The sequence below is a fragment of the Sphingomonas sp. S1-29 genome, assembly GCF_026167545.1.
GTDB lineage: Bacteria > Pseudomonadota > Alphaproteobacteria > Sphingomonadales > Sphingomonadaceae > Sphingomonas.
This window is the reverse complement of sequence record NZ_CP110678.1, coordinates 116,983-133,476: the sequence shown is the minus strand read 5'-3', so window position 1 is coordinate 133,476 and position 16,494 is coordinate 116,983. Positions and strand designations below refer to the sequence as shown.

General features: G+C 67.9%; 12 protein-coding genes. 6 read left to right on the top strand and 6 right to left on the bottom strand.

The window, feature by feature from the left end:
* The first annotated feature begins 11 nt into the window (after positions 1-11).
* The gene (locus OKW76_RS00630) at positions 12-1,355 is read left to right on the top strand and encodes a dicarboxylate/amino acid:cation symporter (RefSeq protein WP_265550230.1); all 1,344 of its coding nucleotides are present in this window, start codon (positions 12-14) and stop codon (positions 1,353-1,355) included.
* A 3-nt stretch (positions 1,356-1,358) separates the two neighbouring features.
* Here OKW76_RS00630 and OKW76_RS00625 read toward each other — a convergent pair whose 3' ends face one another.
* Together OKW76_RS00625 and OKW76_RS00620 are read right to left on the bottom strand one after the other, a co-directional pair.
* Positions 1,359-3,869 (bottom strand): ABC transporter permease, encoded by a 2,511-nt coding sequence (locus tag OKW76_RS00625; RefSeq protein WP_265550227.1) that lies wholly within the window; start codon positions 3,867-3,869, stop codon positions 1,359-1,361.
* Entirely contained in the window at positions 3,866-4,564 is a 699-nt protein-coding gene (locus tag OKW76_RS00620) for an ABC transporter ATP-binding protein (protein ID WP_265550225.1), read from the bottom strand. The genes OKW76_RS00625 and OKW76_RS00620 overlap by 4 nt, the downstream gene beginning before the upstream one ends.
* Between OKW76_RS00620 and OKW76_RS00615 the strand changes: the two genes are divergently transcribed.
* Positions 4,559-5,287, top strand: coding sequence for an arylesterase (locus tag OKW76_RS00615; RefSeq protein ID WP_416221830.1), 729 nt, complete (start codon positions 4,559-4,561; stop codon positions 5,285-5,287). The genes OKW76_RS00620 and OKW76_RS00615 overlap by 6 nt on opposite strands.
* Here the strand turns inward: OKW76_RS00615 and OKW76_RS00610 are convergent.
* Genes OKW76_RS00610 through OKW76_RS00600 form a run of 3 tightly spaced genes read right to left on the bottom strand, consistent with a single transcriptional unit; the run spans position 5,276 to position 8,374 of the window.
* A complete protein-coding gene (locus tag OKW76_RS00610) occupies positions 5,276-5,911 on the bottom strand; it encodes a 2-dehydro-3-deoxy-6-phosphogalactonate aldolase (RefSeq protein ID WP_265550222.1) in 636 nt (211 codons plus the stop codon). The two genes, OKW76_RS00615 and OKW76_RS00610, sit on opposite strands and share 12 nt — an antisense overlap.
* Positions 5,908-6,774 (bottom strand): 2-dehydro-3-deoxygalactonokinase, encoded by an 867-nt coding sequence (locus OKW76_RS00605; RefSeq protein ID WP_265550220.1) that lies wholly within the window; start codon positions 6,772-6,774, stop codon positions 5,908-5,910. Before OKW76_RS00605 ends, OKW76_RS00610 begins: the two co-directional genes overlap by 4 nt.
* Positions 6,775-6,778: 4 nt before the next feature.
* The gene (locus tag OKW76_RS00600; protein WP_265550218.1) at positions 6,779-8,374 is read right to left on the bottom strand and encodes a sodium/sugar symporter; all 1,596 of its coding nucleotides are present in this window, start codon (positions 8,372-8,374) and stop codon (positions 6,779-6,781) included.
* Positions 8,375-8,500: 126 nt separating this feature from the next.
* Between OKW76_RS00600 and OKW76_RS00595 the strand changes: the two genes are divergently transcribed.
* Positions 8,501-9,217: a FadR/GntR family transcriptional regulator gene (locus OKW76_RS00595; RefSeq protein ID WP_256506944.1), complete on the top strand. Its 717-nt coding sequence runs from the start codon at positions 8,501-8,503 to the stop codon at positions 9,215-9,217.
* A 144-nt stretch (positions 9,218-9,361) separates the two neighbouring features.
* Here the strand turns inward: OKW76_RS00595 and OKW76_RS00590 are convergent, their stop codons facing one another.
* The gene (locus OKW76_RS00590) at positions 9,362-10,390 is read right to left on the bottom strand and encodes an oxidoreductase (RefSeq protein ID WP_265550217.1); all 1,029 of its coding nucleotides are present in this window, start codon (positions 10,388-10,390) and stop codon (positions 9,362-9,364) included.
* A 206-nt stretch (positions 10,391-10,596) separates the two neighbouring features.
* On the opposite strand from OKW76_RS00590, the gene OKW76_RS00585 reads away from it, so the two are divergent.
* The 3 genes from OKW76_RS00585 to OKW76_RS00575 are packed head-to-tail and all read left to right on the top strand — an operon-like array spanning position 10,597 to position 16,491.
* Positions 10,597-11,823 (top strand): efflux RND transporter periplasmic adaptor subunit, encoded by a 1,227-nt coding sequence (locus tag OKW76_RS00585; protein ID WP_265550216.1) that lies wholly within the window; start codon positions 10,597-10,599, stop codon positions 11,821-11,823.
* A gap of 1 nt (position 11,824) precedes the next feature.
* Positions 11,825-15,028 carry an efflux RND transporter permease subunit gene (locus OKW76_RS00580; RefSeq protein ID WP_265550214.1) on the top strand — a complete coding sequence of 1,068 codons (3,204 nt, stop codon included), beginning with the start codon at positions 11,825-11,827 and terminating at the stop codon, positions 15,026-15,028.
* Positions 15,025-16,491: an efflux transporter outer membrane subunit gene (locus OKW76_RS00575; protein WP_265550212.1), complete on the top strand. Its 1,467-nt coding sequence runs from the start codon at positions 15,025-15,027 to the stop codon at positions 16,489-16,491. The genes OKW76_RS00580 and OKW76_RS00575 overlap by 4 nt, the downstream gene beginning before the upstream one ends.
* Positions 16,492-16,494 lie beyond the last annotated feature (3 nt).

The following is a 16,494-nucleotide window of genomic DNA, read 5'->3' as shown; positions in this document are numbered from 1 at the left end:
GGAAGATACCGATGTCGCTCCCAACGATCGCCCCGCTGGCCGACAGCGTCACGCCGCCGGCGCGCAAGCCCTGGTACCGCCACCTCTATGCCCAGGTGCTGCTGGCGATCGTCGCGGGCGTCGCGGTCGGGCATTTCTACCCGGCGACGGGCGAGGCGCTCAAGCCGCTGGGCGATGCCTTCATCAAGCTGGTCAAGATGATCATCGCACCGGTCATCTTCCTGACGATCGTCACCGGCATCGCCGGGATGCGCGATCTCGCCTCGGTCGGGCGGGTGGCGGGCAAGGCGTTCACCTATTTCCTTTTCTTCTCCACCTTCGCGCTGGTGATCGGGATGGTCGTCGGCAATCTCGTCCAGCCGGGCGCGGGGCTGAGCATCGATCCCGCGACGCTCGATGCCGGCGCGGTCGCCGACTATGCCTCGAAGGCGCAGCAATCGACGCTGACCGGCTTCCTGCTCGACATCATTCCCGCCACCTTCACCGGCGCGCTGACGCAGAGCAACATCCTGCAGGTGCTGTTCGTCGCGATCCTGTTCGGCGTCGCGCTGGCGCTGGTCGGCGACAAGGGCGAGCGCGTGCTCGGCCTGCTCGAGGATGTCTCGACGGTCTTCTTCAAGCTCGTCTCGATCGTGATGCGTGCGGCGCCGGTGGGGGCGTTCGGCGCGATTGCGTTCACGATCGGCGCTTATGGGCTGGGGACGCTCGCCAACCTCGCCGCGCTGGTTGCTACCTTCTACCTCACCGCCTTGCTGTTCGTGATCGTCGTGCTGGGCAGCGTCGCCCGCCTTTGCGGCTTTTCGATCTTCAAGCTGATCGGCTATCTCAAGGCCGAATTGCTGCTGGTGCTCGGCACCTCGTCGTCCGAGAGCGCGCTGCCGTCGCTGATCGAGAAGATGGAGCGCGCGGGCTGCCCCAAATCGATCGTCGGCCTGGTGGTCCCCACCGGCTACAGCTTCAACCTTGACGGCACCAACATCTACATGACGATGGCGGCGTTGTTTATCGCCCAGGCAACCAATGTCGACCTGACGATCGGCGAGCAATTGCTGCTGCTGAGCGTCGCGATGCTGTCATCAAAGGGCGCGGCGGGGGTCACCGGGGCGGGGTTCATCACGCTGGCGGCGACGCTGTCGATCGTGCCGTCGGTGCCGGTCGCGGGGATGGCGCTGATCCTGGGGGTGGATCGCTTCATGTCCGAATGCCGCAGCCTGACGAACTTCATCGGCAACGCCGTGGCAACGGTGGTGGTGTCGCGCTGGGAGAATGCGCTCGACAAGCCGCAGTTCGACGCGGCGATGCGCGGCGAGCTGCCCCCGGTCGAGGAACTGCCGCGCGGCATGGTCGAGCCTTGAGCGCTACAGCTCGCGCAGCGCGCGCGCCGGGCGGGCGTTAAGGACGGGCAACGCCCCCAGCACGCCGATGACGGTGGTGACCACTACCCCCGCCGCCAGCGTCGCGCCGACCGCGCCATAATCGGGTAGCCATTCGAAGCTGAACAACTGCGTCACGACATACCATGCGCCGCCCAGGCCGAGCGCGAGCGCGAGCGCCGCGAGGATCGCGCTAAGCAGCAGATATTCGATCGCCTGCACCCACAACACCTGCCCGCGCGTCGCGCCCAGCGTCTTGAGGATCACGCTGTCGTAAGTCCGCGCCTCGCGCGTCGCGGCGATCGCGCCGACCAGCACCGCGAGCCCCGCCAGGATCGCGACCGACGCCGCCGCTGCGATCGCGGTCGCCATCGCGCCGACGATGTCACGCACCTGCGCAAGCACCCCGCCGACCTCGATCACCGAGATCGAGGGGAAGCGCGGGACCAGCGCGTTCAGCACCGCGCGCTCGCGCCCCTTGGGCAGCTCGATCGTCGCCGCCAGATTATGCGGCGCGTCGGCGATGGCATTGGGACTGAACACCAGCACATAGTTGAAGCCCAATGTGTCCCAATTGATCTTGCGGAAGGACGCCACGCGAGCGGTACGCTCGACGCCCAGCAGGCTGACGCTGATCGGATCGCCGAGCTTCAGGTCGATCGCTTCGGCGAGGCGTTCATCGACCGACACCAAGGGCGGGCCGGCATAGTCGCGCGGCCACCAGCGCCCGGCGACGAGTTCGCTGCCTTCGGGCAGCGTCGCGGCATAGGTCAGCCCGCGTTCGCCGCGCAGCGCCCAGGCGCCTTCGGGTAGTTCCTCGAGATCGACGACGCGGACGTCGCGATAGCCGGTGACGGTGCCGCGCATCGCGGGCACGGTCGCCACCACCGCGCGCGGCTCGATCGCTGCGATCGTCGCGCGGAAATCGCCCTCGCGCGGCGGCGGGACGTCGAGCGCGAACAAGGCGGGCGCGCGCTGCGGCACCGAGCTTGCGATATTGCCATCGATGCTGGTGCGGATCGCCGCCAGCAGGACGAAGAGCGTGAGGCCGAGGCCGAGCGCGACGACCAGCGCGCCGGTGCGCGATCCGGGGCGGTGCAGCGCGGCGATGCCGAGGCGCAGCAGCGGGCGGCGCGACCTTGGCAGCCGCGCGGCGGTGCGCCGCACCAGCACGCCGACGCCAGCCAGCAGCAGCAGGACAGCAGTGACGGCGGCGAGGAAGCCCGCGCTTAGCAGCGGCTGCTCGGCAGTCACCAGCGCCAGCACAAGGATCGCCGCACCGGCACCGCCCACCCAGGGCAACGAATGCCGCCAGGGCACCGGACGCTCACCGATCACCCCGCGCAGAAGGCCCGCAGCGGGGACACGCCCAGCGGCGATCAGCGGGCGCGCAGTGAACGCCAGCGCGATCAGCAGCCCATAGGCAGCCGCCAGCACCAACGGCAGCAACTGCACCTGGAATTCGGGCGCGACCGGCAGCACGTCGCCCGCCGCCCACACGATCAGCGGCACCGCGACCACGCCCGCAATCAGCCCGGCGGCGATCCCTGCCACGGCGACCACACCGATCTGCAACAGATACACCCGCGCGATCACGCCCGACGTCGCGCCGAGCACCTTGAGCGCCGCGATGCTGCCGCGCCGCGCCGCAAGATACGAGGTCACCCCGTTGCCCACGCCAATCCCCGCGATCACCAGCGCCGACAGCCCGACCAGCAACAGGAACTGCCCCATCCGGTCGATAAAACGCGCGGCGCTGGGCGATGCACGTTCGCGCGTCTTGGTTTCCCAGCCGGCGACCGGGAACGCCTTGTTCCACGCTTCCTCGACGGTCTTGGGATCGCGCGAGGCTGGCATCTGGATACGATAGCGCGTGGCGTACAGGCTGCCCGGCTGGACCAGCGCAGTGCGGGCGATGCCGCCCAGCGATACCATCGCGACCGGCCCCAGGGTGAAGCCCTCTCCCAATCGGTCGGGCTCCTCGGCGATGATCCCGCCGACGGTGAAGCTCGCCGATCCGATGCGGAAGCGATCGCCCTGCCCCACGCGCAGCCGATCGGCGAGCGCGGGTGCGATCCACACCGTTCCGGCATCGGGCGCGCCGACGCTGCGACCGTCGCGCAGCGTCAGCCGGCCATAGAGCGGATATTCGCCATCGACGCCCTTCAGGTCGATCGGCACGATGCGCGGGCTGCCCGGATCGCCGCCGACCGCCGTCGCCTGCATCCGAACGCTTTGCGAAACGGTGCCCAGCCGCGCCATCGCCGCGCGTTCGGCATCATTGGCCTCGCGCTGCGAAATCTCGAACTCGACATCGCCGCCCAGGATCGTCTGGCCGCGTGCGGCCAGCTCGCCGCCGATCGCCTGCGTAAGGCTGCCGATCGCCGCCAGCGCGCCGACGCCCAGGAACAGGCAGGCGAGCAACAGCCGAAGCCCGCGAAACCGCAGGCTCAATTCGCGCCGCGCCAGCCGCCAGGCGATTGCCCAATCGCTCACGCCGCGCGATCCTCGACGATCAGGCCGTCGCCCAGCGTCACCACCCGGTCGCAGCGCACCGCAAGCGCCGGATCATGCGTGATGATGACGAGCGTCGCCCCCGCCGCCGCCTGCCGCTCGAACAGCAAATCCATGATCGCAGCCCCCGTGGCGGTGTCCAGATTGCCGGTGGGTTCGTCGGCGAACACCAGATCGGGACGCGGCCCCAGCGCGCGCGCAATCGCAACCCGCTGCTGCTCGCCGCCCGACAATTGGCTCGGATAATGGCCGATGCGGTGGCCCAAGCCCACCGCCGCCAGCTCGGCATCGGCGCGCTCGAAGGCGTCGGCCACCCCCGCCAACTCCATCGGCACCGCGACGTTCTCGCGCGCGGTCATCGTCGGGAGCAAGTGGAAGGCCTGAAGCACGATGCCGATCCGCCCGCGCCTTGCGCGCGCCAGCGAATCTTCGTCGAGCGTGCCGAAATCGAGCCCCGCCACCGCGACGCTGCCGCCGGTCGCGCGCTCGAGCCCCGATAATATCGCCATCAGCGACGACTTGCCCGACCCCGACGGCCCCAACAGCGCGATACTCTGACCGCGCGGCACCGCCAGGTCGATGCCGCGCAAAATCTGCGTCGCCGCATCGCCGCTGCCGAGCGTCAGCGTGACATCGCGCGCATCGATGACCATATCGCGCAGCTGTGGGGAATGCATGGAGTGGGCTGGACCTTGGTTAGTTTGAACAAGCGATATGTGACGGCGGCGGCCATTCTCCAAGCGGCATGCCTTGCCGGGTGCGGCGATGACGCACTGCCGGTGGCCGGAAACACCGCGACTACGGTCGAAAAGACCGCCACGGCGGCGCGCCCGGCGGGCGAGGAACGGCTGGTGCTGGCGTTCGGCGACAGCCTGTACGCGGGCTATCAGCTGGGGCGCGGGCAGAGCCTGCCTGATGCGGTGCAGAACCGGCTTCGCGCCGCCGGCATCAACGCGACGCTCGTCAATGCGGGCGTATCGGGCGACACCAGCGCGGCAGGCCGTCAGCGCCTGGCCTTCGCGCTCGATAATCTGCCGCGCAAGCCCGACCTCGTCCTGCTGGGGCTCGGCGGCAACGACGTGCTGCGCCAGATCCCCGCCGCCGAGACGCGCGCCAACCTAGTGGCCATGCTCGACGAATTGCGCCGGCACGAAGTGCCGGTGGTGCTGACCGGCATGGTCGCCCCGCCCAATCTCGGCCCCGAATATGTCGCCGCGTTCAACGCGATCTATACCGATCTCGCCAGGGAATATGGCGTCGCGCTGTACCCGTTCATCCTCGACGGCGTGATCGGCGATCCCGCGCTGATGCTCCCCGATCGGATCCATCCCAACGCCAAGGGCGTCGAGCGCGTCGCCGATCGGGTAACCCCGCTGGTGGCGCAGCGGCTAGCCGACTGACGGCAGCGCCGCGACGAAGGCGCGCGCGCGCTCGCCGACTTCGGCCGCGGTCATGCCAGGCGCGTAGAGCGCCGACCCCAGCCCGAACCCGGCCGCGCCTGCCTCGCGCCAAGGCCCCATCGCCTCGGGCGTGATGCCGCCCACCGGCAGCATCCGAACATCCTTGGGAAGCACCGCGCGCATTGCCTTCAATACCTTGGGGCTCGCGGCTTCGGCGGGGAACAGCTTGAGCGCCGCCGCCCCCGCCGCCAGCGCGGCAAAGGCTTCGGTGGGGGTCGCGATCCCCGGCATCGCCACCAGCCCGCGCTCGGCCGCCGCCGAGATCACCGCAGGATTGGCGTTGGGCGCGATGATCAGCGTGCCGCCGGTCGCCTCGACGCGCAGTACGTCCTCGACCGTCAGCACCGTCCCCGCGCCGACCACCGCGCGATCGCCGAAGCGGCGGGCGAGCAATTCGATGCTGGCGAACGGATCGGGCGAATTGAGCGGCACTTCGATCAGCGTGAACCCCGCCTCGACCAGTGCGTCGCCGATCGCCTCGATCTCGTCGGGCCGAACCCCGCGCAGGATCGCCACCAATGGGCAGGCGGCAAAGGCGGCGTCGAAACGGTGGAGATTAGTCATCGGGCAAGCTCCCAGAGATGTGTGACGCCGGCAAGAAACGCGGCTTCGCTGTCGATCGCGACCGATTGGCCGCCCAGCGTCGAAATGGCGGCGGCATACAGCGCGCCCAGATTGGCATCGGCGAGCAGATACACCGTCGCACCCGCCCCAATCCGCGCGGCGACATCGGCGCCGATCAGCAGCCCGCTGGCATAGCTCGCGGCATCGGCATCGTCGCGCAGTCCCAGCACGCTGGCGGCGCGAACACCGAACAGGCCGGCGGCAAGGTCGCGCTTGGCCCCTTCGCGGACGCCCTCGACAAAGGCATCGCCGGGCGTGACGTCGCCCATGAGCTGCCCCTTCAACACGCTATGCGTCCGCAGCAGCCCGAAAAGCTCGCCGGTCATCGCGGTCGTGAAGCTCGCAATCCGCCCCGCCGCCACCGTCGCCCATTTGCAATGCGTACCCGGCTGACACACCAGCGCATCGCCCGGTACGATGCCCGCCGCCACCGCGCCGAGGATCTGCAATTCCTCGCCGCGCATGACGTCGCCCTGCCCGCCGTCCACGATCGAAACCCCGGGCACGATCCCAGTGCGATCGTCGATCCACTCGACCGCCGCGACCAGATCAGCGAGGCCCGCCGGCGCGCTGGCATAAGCAACGCTGCGCCATCCGATCGTCGATCCGACCATGCCGCCCAGCAACATCGGCAGATCGCCCAGCCGCTCGCGCAAGCCCGTCACTTCGCCAGGATACGCCTCGGCGGGCGTCGCCGCAGCCCCCGGCCCGCCGCGCTCGCTCGCCGCGACGATGCCGCCCTCGATCCGATAGGCGCGGCGATTGGTGGTGCCCCAATCGACCGCGATGAATGCGTCGGTCATCGGCTCACCACATCGATGCATAGAGTGCGATCACGACACCGACGATCGCGAACGCCGCGACGTTGAAGCTCGGCGTGGTGCGGAAGCTCACCCCCTCGGCGGTGATCCGGTCGCTGCCCGCAGCCCCCGGCTTCACCAGCGACAGGACGATGGCGAGCACCAGCGCGATCACGAACACCAGCCCCATGCGGTTGATGAAGGGTATGTCGGGCATCCCCACCTTGAACAAATAGGACAGCACCACCGATGCGACTGCGGCGGCGATCGCGCCCCATTCGCTCGCGCGCTTCCAAAACAGCCCCAGCAGGAAGATCACCGTGATCCCCGGCGTGAAGAAGCCCGAAAACTCCTGGATGAACTGGAACGCCTGGTCCGATCCGCCGAGCAACGGCCGCGCGGTGAACAACGCGATCACCGTCGCCACCGCTGCCGACGAACGACCGATCAGCACCAGATGCTTTTCGCGGCCCGTCCGCGCAGCGCCGTCTTCGGCGACGGTCGGGATGTCACGGAACTTCGCGTACAGATCGAGCGTGAAGATCGTCGCGATCGAATTGATCTTCGACGCGGTCGAGGCGACCACCGCCGCCATCAGCGCGGCGAAAACCAGCCCCAGCAGCCCCGAGGGCAGATAGCGCATCATCGTCGGATAGGCTTCATCGGCAGGGTTGAGCCCCGGCGCGAGGATCACCGCCGCCAGCCCCGGCACCACCACAACCAGCGGCATCAGCAGCTTGAGGCCCGCGGCAAACACGATGCCCTTCTGCGCCTCGGCCAGATTCTTGGCCGCCAGCGCGCGCTGGATGATATATTGGTTGAACCCCCAATAGCTCAGATTGGCGATCCACATGCCACCCACCAGCACTGCGATGCCGGGCAGTTCCTGATAGCCGACTTCGCCGGGCTCTAGGATCATGTTGAACTTTTCGGGCGCGCGATCGAGCAGCACCCCGAAACCGGCCAGCACCCCCTGCCCGCCGCCGACTTCGTTGAGCGTCAACGCCGAGATCGTCAGGCCACCGAACACCAGCAACGTCACCTGAACGATGTCGGTCAACGCCACCGCCTTCAGCCCGCCGTAAAGCTGGTACAGCAACGCGAACAGCCCGAGCCCGAACAGCGCGACCATCTGGTCGACGCCCGCCACCTTGTTCACCGCGATCGAGCCGAGCCACAGGATCGCCGTCAGGTTAACGAACACGTACAGCGCCAGCCAAAAGATCGCCATCAGCGTCCGGATCGAGCTGCCGTACCGCTGTTCGAGAAACTGCGGCATCGTGTAGATTTCGTTTTTCAGGAAGATCGGCAGGAAGAATTTGCCGACGATCAGGAGCGTGATCGCCGCCATCCATTCATAGGAGGCGATCGCCAGCCCCATGACATAGCCCGATCCCGACATGCCGACGATCTGTTCGGCCGAGATATTGGCCGCGATCAGCGATGCGCCGATCGCCCACCAGGGCAGCGACTTCGACGCCAGGAAATAATCGCTGGTGTCCTTCTCCTTGCCGCCCTTTTCGCGCGACACGAACTGCGCCAGGCCGAAGATGAAGATCGCATATACGATCACCACGACCAGATCGATCGTCGAAAGCCCCATAGCCGCGTCCTCGTCCTGCGTTGTCGACCGTCCAGCGCATTTATACGATAAAATGCTAGTGTCGAGCGCCGAAGCGGGTGACAAAGCCACGCAGCTGTATCAAACAGCCCGTCGATGGGGATAGGGATGATCGAAGAGGATAGCGTTTTCGTGCGGCCCGAGCTTGGCCGCAACCTGACGCACGGCATGCTCGAAGTGCTCGGCCGCGCGATCGTGACCGGGGTCTATGCCGACCGCCCCTTCCCCACCGAAGCCGAAATCGCCAAGGTCCACGGCGTCAGCCGATCGGTGACGCGCGAGGCGGTGAAGATGCTGACCGCCAAGGGGCTGGTGAGCGCGCGCCCGCGGCAGGGCACGATCGTCCAGCCCGCGCAGGCGTGGAATCTGTTCGACCCCGACGTGCTGCGCTGGCTGCTCGAGCGCAAATTCTCGGTCGAATTGCTCCGCCAGTTCAACCAGCTGCGGATCGGCATCGAGCCCGCGGCGGCATCGCTCGCCGCGCGCTTCCACGATGCCGCCGACCTGCGCGCGATCCGCGGCGGATTGGACGCGATGACCGCCGCCGAACGCGGCGACGGCGATGCGCTCGACGCCGACATCGCCTTCCATCTGGCGATCCTGCGCGCGTCGAAGAACCCGTTCTACGAACAATTCCAAATGCTGGTCTCGACCGCACTGCGTACCTCGATCCGCTTCACCAACAAGATCAAGGGGCGCTCGGCGAACATCGTCGACCATGCCGCGGTGGCCGACGCGATCGAGCGCCGCGACGTCGAAGGCGCGCATCGCGCGATGACGGTGATCATCGGCGACGTGCTCGATCTGATCGCCGAACGGGATTGATAACGCTGGCTCTCTCTCCCCGTTCGTCCTGAGCTTGTCGAAGGACCGTTCTTCTTTCTACGTGCCGGTCGCAAAGAAAAGGACGGTGCTTCGACAAGCTCAGCACGAACGGGGCGCGGTTGGAGCGCTGAAACGGTGGCGGAGCTAAAGCGCCACGCTGCGTCCCTCGCTCGCCGACCGCCGCGCCGCCTCGAGCACGCGCATGACGTCAATCGCCTGCGCAACCGGCACCGGGTTCGCCCCCTCCCCGCCGATCGCCGCCGCGACACCCGCATAGAAGGCGCGGTAGTCGCCTGCGTCGCAGGCAACGCGGCAGGTCTCGACCGCGCCATCGGCGCCGACCAGCGAAAGCTCCGCCGCGACCGGATCGATCCCCCAGCCAGCCGCCCCCGGCAACGCCCCCGCCCGAAGCGCCGCCTCCTGCGGGTCGAGCCCATGCTTCACCCAGCTCCCGCGCATACCATGCACCGCGAAGCGCAGCCCCGCCGCGGGCATCGTCATGCTCGCATGCAGGACCACGCGAAGCGCCGGATAAGCGAGCGTCACATGCGCATAATCGGGCGCCTTGCCCCCCGCGCGCTGGATCGCGAGATCGGCGGTCACGCGCTCGGGCACGCCGAACAGCACCAAAGCCTGGTCGATCAGATGTGGCCCCAGGTCGTTCCACACCCCGGCGCCGGCATGTTCGCGCCAGCGATCGGCGACCTGCGGGCGGAAGCGGTCGAAATGGCTTTCGACCTGCATCACCTCGCCCAGCACGCCTTCGCCGATCAGCCGGCGGAGCGTGACGAAATCGGCGTCCCAGCGGCGATTGTGGAACACCGAAACCATCCGCCCGGCACGATCGGCGGCGTCGGCGACCGCCTGCGCATCGGCCAATGTCAGCGCGAACGGCTTGTCGACCACGACATGCCGCCCCGCCCCGAGCGCAGCGATCGCCTGCTCGGCGTGCAGCGCGTCCGGGGTCGCGATCACCACCAGGTCGATCGAAGGGTCGCGCAGCATCGCCGCCAGATCGGGCACCACGCGCATCCCCGGCAGGTCCGCATGGACCTTGCCGGCATTGCTCGACACCACCGATCGCAGCGCCAGCCCGGGTACCGAGCCGATCAGCGGCGCGTGGAAAACCTTGGCGGCAAGGCCGTAGCCAACCAGCCCGACTCCAATTGTCATATCCACCCCCTACACGCCAGATTTGCTGCCCCATGCCATCCCGGCTTCGGCGGGCAATGCAACCACGGATGTTGATCCGCCACGGAAATCCGAGCTTTTGAACGCCAGTGTTCAATTATTCTCGTTCAGGCTATTGCAATGTTGCGGTTGCGAACGCACTTCCCGTTCGCCGACGAAAAAGCGTTGAATGCAAGGGGTGAACGGCAATGCAGCAGGTAACGACGAACCATAAGAACCCGCTGCGGATTGCCGCCGCGCTGCCGCTGATGTCGGCATTGATGCTGGCGGCGTGCTCGGGCGACGCTGCGCCCCCGGCCCCGCCCCCCATGCAGGTTTCGGTCGCCAACCCGATCGAGCGCCAGATTCGCGACTGGGACGAATATGTCGGCCGCTTCGAAGCGGTGCAGGATGCCGAAATCCGTCCGCGCGCGACCGGCACGATCACCAGCGTGTTGTTCACCGATGGCCAGCAGGTGCAGAAGGGCCAGCCGCTGTTCGTGATCGATCCGCGTCCCTATCGCGCCGCGCTGGCGCAGGCACAGGCGCAGGGCCAGCGCGCCCAGGCGACGCTCGCCAACGCGCGCAGCGAATTGCAGCGCGCCGAGAAGCTGCTCGCCGCGCAGGCGGTCAGCCGCGAGGAATTCGAAACCAACCAGGCAACGCTCCGCACCGCGCAGGCCGATGTCGCCGCTGCGCGCGCGCAGACCGAAACCGCCGAGCTGAACCTTTCCTTCACCACCGTCCGCGCGCCGATTTCGGGGCGCATCTCGAACCGGCGCGTAAGCACCGGCAATTTCGTGAGCGACGGCGAGACGGTGCTGACGCGGATCGTCTCGACCAACCCGATCTGGTTCGTCTTCGACGGCGCCGAGGCCTTCTACCTCAAATATCGCCGCCAGGATCAAAGCGGCGAGCGCGGCTCGTCGCGCGACACCGGCAACCCGATCGAGGTGCAGCTCGCCGATGAGAGCGGCTGGAACTGGCGCGGGCGGATGGATTTCGTCGACAACGCGATCGATCCGAATTCGGGCACGATCCGCGCGCACGCGGTGATCCAGAACCCCGATGGCTTCCTGACCCCGGGCATGTTCGGCCGCGCGCGGCTGCTCGGCTCGGGCACGTATCGCGCGATGCTGATCCCCGACGAGGCGATCGTCACCGACCAGACCCGTCGCTTCGTCTATGTCGTCGGCGCCGACGGCAAGACCGCGCAGCGCCCGGTCGTCACCGGGCCGCCCGCCGATGGGTTGCGGGTGGTGCGCGAGGGGCTGAAGCTGAACGATCGCGTCGTCGTCGCCGGCCTCACCGCGCTCCAGCCGGGGATGCCGGTACAGGCCAAGCTGACCAGGATCCAGTTGAAGCAGGGCAGCGGTTCGCCGGCGTCGATGCCGGTGACGACGCCGCCAGCGTCCGACGCAACCGCGGCGAACTGACATGAAATTCCCCCATTTCTTCATCGATCGCCCGATCTTCGCGGCGGTCCTGTCGATCCTCATCCTGGTGTTCGGCCTGGTGGCGCTACCCGCGCTGCCGGTGACGCAATATCCCGAGATCGCCCCGCCGACGGTGGTCATCACCGCGCAATTCCCCGGCGCGAGCGCCGAAACGCTCGCCGAAACGGTCGCCGCCCCGATCGAGGAAGCGGTCAACGGGGTCGAGAACATGATCTACATGTCCTCGTCGAACACCGGCGATGGCCAGACGCAGATCACCGTCACCTTCGCCCAAGGCACCGACGCCGATCAGGCGCAGGTGCTGGTGCAGAACCGGGTGGCCTCGGCCGAGCCGCGGCTGCCCGAACAGACTCGCCAGATCGGCGTGACGGTGCTCAAGAACTCGCCCGACTTCCTGATGGTGGCGATGTTCTCGTCGCCCGACGGTTCGCTCAGCCAGGAATATGTCTCGAACTATGTCGGGACGCAGGTGATCGACCGGATCTCACGCGTGCCCGGCGTCGGCAATGCGCAGAGCTTCGGCAGCCGCGACTATAACATGCGCGTCTGGATCGATCCCGACCAGGCCGCCGCGCGCAACCTGACGGTCGACGAAATCACCGCGGCGGTTCGCGCGCAAAACGCGCAGGCAGCGGTCGGCTCGGTCGGCTCGCCGCCGTTCAACACCGGCAAGAATGCCTTCCAGCTCGGCATCCAGGCCGAAGGTCGCCTCACCACCCCCGAGCAGTTCGGCGAGATCATCGTCAAGCGCGGCGACGGCGGTGCGCTGACGCGGCTGCGCGACGTCGCGCGCATCGAACTCGGTGCCGAAACCTATTCGATCAACGCCTTCCTGAACGGCAAGCCGGTCACCGCGGTCGCGGTGTCGCAGCTGCCCGGATCGAACGCGCTGACCACCGCCGATGCGGTGATCGCCGAGCTCGAAGCGGTGTCGACGGGCTTCCCGCCGGGAATGAAGTACGAAATCCCGTACAACCCCACCGAATATATCTCGGCATCGATCGACGCGGTCTATTCGACGCTGATCGAGGCGATCATCCTGGTCAGCCTGGTCGTGCTGATCTTCCTGCAGAGCTGGCGCGCGGCGCTGATCCCGATCATCGCGATCCCGGTATCGCTCATCGGCAGCCTCGCGGTACTGCTCGCCTTCGGCTTCTCGCTCAACAATCTGTCGCTGTTCGGGCTGGTGCTCGCGATCGGCATCGTCGTCGACGACGCGATCGTCGTGGTCGAGAATGTCGAGCGGCTGATGGAGGAAAAGGGGCTTACCCCGCTCCAGGCGGCGCACGAGACGATGGACGAAGTGTCGGGCGCGCTGATCGCGATCGCGCTGGTGCTGTGCGGGGTGTTCATCCCGACCAGCTTCATCCCGGGCATTTCGGGCACCTTCTACCAGCAGTTCGCGCTGACGATCGTGTCGGCCACCGCGATCTCGGCCTTCGTGTCGCTGACGCTGTCGCCCGCGCTCGCCGCGCTGATCCTCAAGCCCAAGCAGCATCACGACGTCGAACCGCGTCGCGGTGTCCGCGGCTGGCCGACGCGGTTCGCACGCGGCTTCAACCGCGGGTTCGATTGGCTGGCCGATCGCTATGGCCGGCTCACCGCGCGCGCGATCCGCATGCTCGGCATCGTCGCGGTCGCCTATGTGCTGTTGATCGCGGCCGCGGGCTGGCAATTCTACGCCACCCCGACGGGCTTCATCCCGCCGCAGGACCAGGGCTATGTCATCGTCGCGGCGCAATTGCCGCCGGGCGCGTCGCTCGAGCGCACGACCGAGATGATGCTGCGTGCGCAGAAGCTGGCGGCGCAGAATGATTATGTGAAGGACACCGTCGCGTTCGTCGGCCTCGACGGCGCGAGCTTCTCGGCGGCGCCCAATACCGCGGCGATGTTCGTGACGATGAAGGGGCACAAGGAACGCCCCTCGGCCGACGAAGTCGCCAACATGCTGCGCGGCGCCTTCAGCCAGCTCACCCAGGGCATGCTGCTCGTCATCCCGCCGCCCCCCGTTCAGGGGATCGGCACCGGCGGCGGCTGGAAGATGATGATCGAGGATCGCCAGAACCGCGGCTATGGTGCGCTCGAAGCGGCGGCGTTCCAGATGATGATGAAGGCGAACACCGCCCCCGGGATCGCCGGCGGCTTCACGCTCTTCAACACCAAGACGCCGCGGCTGTTCGCCGACATCGATCGCGAACGCGCCGAACAGCTCGGCGTGCCGGTGGCGAGCATCTTCTCGACGCTCGGCACGTATCTAGGGTCGTCGTACATCAACGACTTCAACTTCCTCGGCCGGACGTTCCGAGTCACCGCGCAGGCCGATGCGCCCTATCGCGACGAGACCTCGGACGTGGGCCGTTTGCGCACGCGCTCGACCTCGGGGCAGATGGTACCGCTCGATGCGGTGATGACGCTGCGCAACGACAGCGGGCCGTATCGCGTGGTGCGCTACAACCTCTACCCCTCGGCCGAATTACAGGGCGATACCGTGCCCGGCTTCTCGACCGGCCAGAGCCTGGCGACGATGGAACGCATCGCCGCCGAGACGCTGCCCGAGGGGATGAGCTACGAATGGACCGAGCTTGCCTTCCAGCAGAAGCAGGCAGGCAACACCGCGATCGTCGCCTTCGGCCTGGCGGTGCTGTTCGTCTTCCTGCTGCTGGCAGCGAATTACGAGAGCCTCACGCTGCCGTTCGCGGTGATCCTGATCGTGCCGATGTGCCTGTTGGCGGCGTTGCTCGGGGTCAATTTCATGGGGCTCGACAACAACATCCTCACCCAGATCGGGCTGGTGGTGCTGATCGGCCTGGCGGCGAAGAACGCGATCCTGATCGTCGAATTCGCCAAGGCCAATGAGGATCGCGGCGATGAAATGTACGAAGCCGCGCGGCATGCCGCCGCGCAGCGCCTGCGGCCGATCCTGATGACCTCGATCGCCTTCATCCTCGGCGTGCTGCCGCTGGTGATCGGATCGGGTCCGGGTGCCGAGCTTCGCGCAGCCTTGGGCGTTGCGGTGTTCTTCGGGATGATCGGCGTGACGCTGTTCGGCCTGATGTTCACCCCGGCTTTTTACATCATCAGCCGCCGCATGGGCGACCGCGCCGCGCGCTGGCGCGACCGTCGCAAGCCGCGTCAACCGGTCCAGCCGGTCCAACCTACCCCAAGCGTCGGAGAGCCCGCATGAAGAAGCTGGCAGCGATCACCGCCGCGCTGATGGTTTCGGCCTGCGCGGTCGGCCCCAATTACGAAAAGCCCGCGACGCCGGGCGGCATCACCAGCGAAGCCGCCTTCGTCGAGGGCCAGCGGCTGAGCGCGGTGTCGGCGCAGGCGCTGCCCGAAAAATGGTGGCAGCTATACGACGATCCGAACATCGATCGGCTGGTCACCGAGGCGCTGGCGCATAACACCGACATCCGCCAGGCTGCGGCGAACCTGCGGCGCGCGCGCGCGGTGCTGGGCGAAGCGCGTGGCCGGCGGCTGCCGACCACCGATCTCGGCGCGCAATATACCCGCCAGCGGACCGGTGCGAACAGCTTCGGTGCGCAGTTCGGCGAGGGGCAGCAGATTCCGTCGTTCGAAACCGACCTGTACACCGCCGGGCTCGACATGGGCTATGAGATCGACCTGTTCGGCGGCGTGAGCCGTGCGATCGAGGCGGCGCGCGGCGATGTCGAGGCGGCGGCGGCGCAGGTCGATGCGTCGCGGGTGTCGGTGGCAGCCGAAACCGCGCGCGCCTATGCGACGGCATGCAGCAACGCACGCCAGATCGCGGTCGCGCGCGAGACGGTGAAGCTCCAGCAGCAGACGCTCGATCTGACGCAGCGGCTGTTCGACGCGGGGCGCGGCCAGCGCCGCGATCTCGAACGCGCCGATACGCTGCTCGCGCAGACGCAGGCGCAGGTCCCCGGGCTCGAGGCCGAACGCCGCGCGTCGCTCTATGCGCTCGCAACGCTCACCGGGCGCCCACCCGCCGAGATCGATGCCGCGGCGAGCGCCTGCACCACGCCGCCGCGTACCGCGCAGATCATCCCGATCGGCGACGGCGCCTCGCTGCTCAGCCGGCGGCCCGACGTGCGCCAGGCCGAGCGCGTGCTCGCCGCCGACACCGCGCGGGTCGGGGTGGCGACCGCGTCGCTCTATCCCTCGATCCAGTTGCTCGGATCGGTCAGCCTCGCCTCGACCGCGATCGACACGCTGGTCGACGACGACAGCTTCAACTTCTCGCTGGGGCCGCTCATTTCGTGGAGCTTCCCCAACCAGACCGCGGCGCGCAGCCGGCTGCGCCAGGCCGAAGCGACCGCCGATGGCAGCCTCGCGGCGTTCGACGGTGTCGTGCTGACCGCGCTTCGCGAGGTCGAGCAGGCGCTGGCACGCTATGCCGGCGAACTCGATCGCAACCGCGCATTGCAGCGCGCGACGCGCTCGGCGGGCGAGGCGGCGCGGCTGTCGCGGCTGCGCTTCGATTACGGTGCCGAGAGCTTCCTGCAGCTGATCGAATCCGAACGCGAACGCGCCGATGCGCGCGCGGCGCTGGCGAACTCGGACGCGGCCTTGGCCGATGCGCAGGTCAATCTGTTCAAGGCGCTGGGCGGTGGTTGGGAGAATGCACCTGAGGTAACCCGGCGGGTGGCGGTAGCGGCGCAGTAGGCC

Coding starts and splice junctions, on each gene's coding strand:
- OKW76_RS00630 (WP_265550230.1), top strand. CDS start 12: ATGTCGCTCCCAACGATCGCCCCGCTGGCCGACAGCGTCACGCCGCCG.
- OKW76_RS00615 (WP_416221830.1), top strand. CDS start 4,559: ATGCATGGAGTGGGCTGGACCTTGGTTAGTTTGAACAAGCGATATGTG.
- OKW76_RS00620 (WP_265550225.1), bottom strand. CDS start 4,564: ATGCATTCCCCACAGCTGCGCGATATGGTCATCGATGCGCGCGATGTC.
- OKW76_RS00610 (WP_265550222.1), bottom strand. CDS start 5,911: ATGACTAATCTCCACCGTTTCGACGCCGCCTTTGCCGCCTGCCCATTG.
- OKW76_RS00605 (WP_265550220.1), bottom strand. CDS start 6,774: ATGACCGACGCATTCATCGCGGTCGATTGGGGCACCACCAATCGCCGC.
- OKW76_RS00600 (WP_265550218.1), bottom strand. CDS start 8,374: ATGGGGCTTTCGACGATCGATCTGGTCGTGGTGATCGTATATGCGATC.
- OKW76_RS00595 (WP_256506944.1), top strand. CDS start 8,501: ATGATCGAAGAGGATAGCGTTTTCGTGCGGCCCGAGCTTGGCCGCAAC.
- OKW76_RS00590 (WP_265550217.1), bottom strand. CDS start 10,390: ATGACAATTGGAGTCGGGCTGGTTGGCTACGGCCTTGCCGCCAAGGTT.
- OKW76_RS00585 (WP_265550216.1), top strand. CDS start 10,597: ATGCAGCAGGTAACGACGAACCATAAGAACCCGCTGCGGATTGCCGCC.
- OKW76_RS00580 (WP_265550214.1), top strand. CDS start 11,825: ATGAAATTCCCCCATTTCTTCATCGATCGCCCGATCTTCGCGGCGGTC.
- OKW76_RS00575 (WP_265550212.1), top strand. CDS start 15,025: ATGAAGAAGCTGGCAGCGATCACCGCCGCGCTGATGGTTTCGGCCTGC.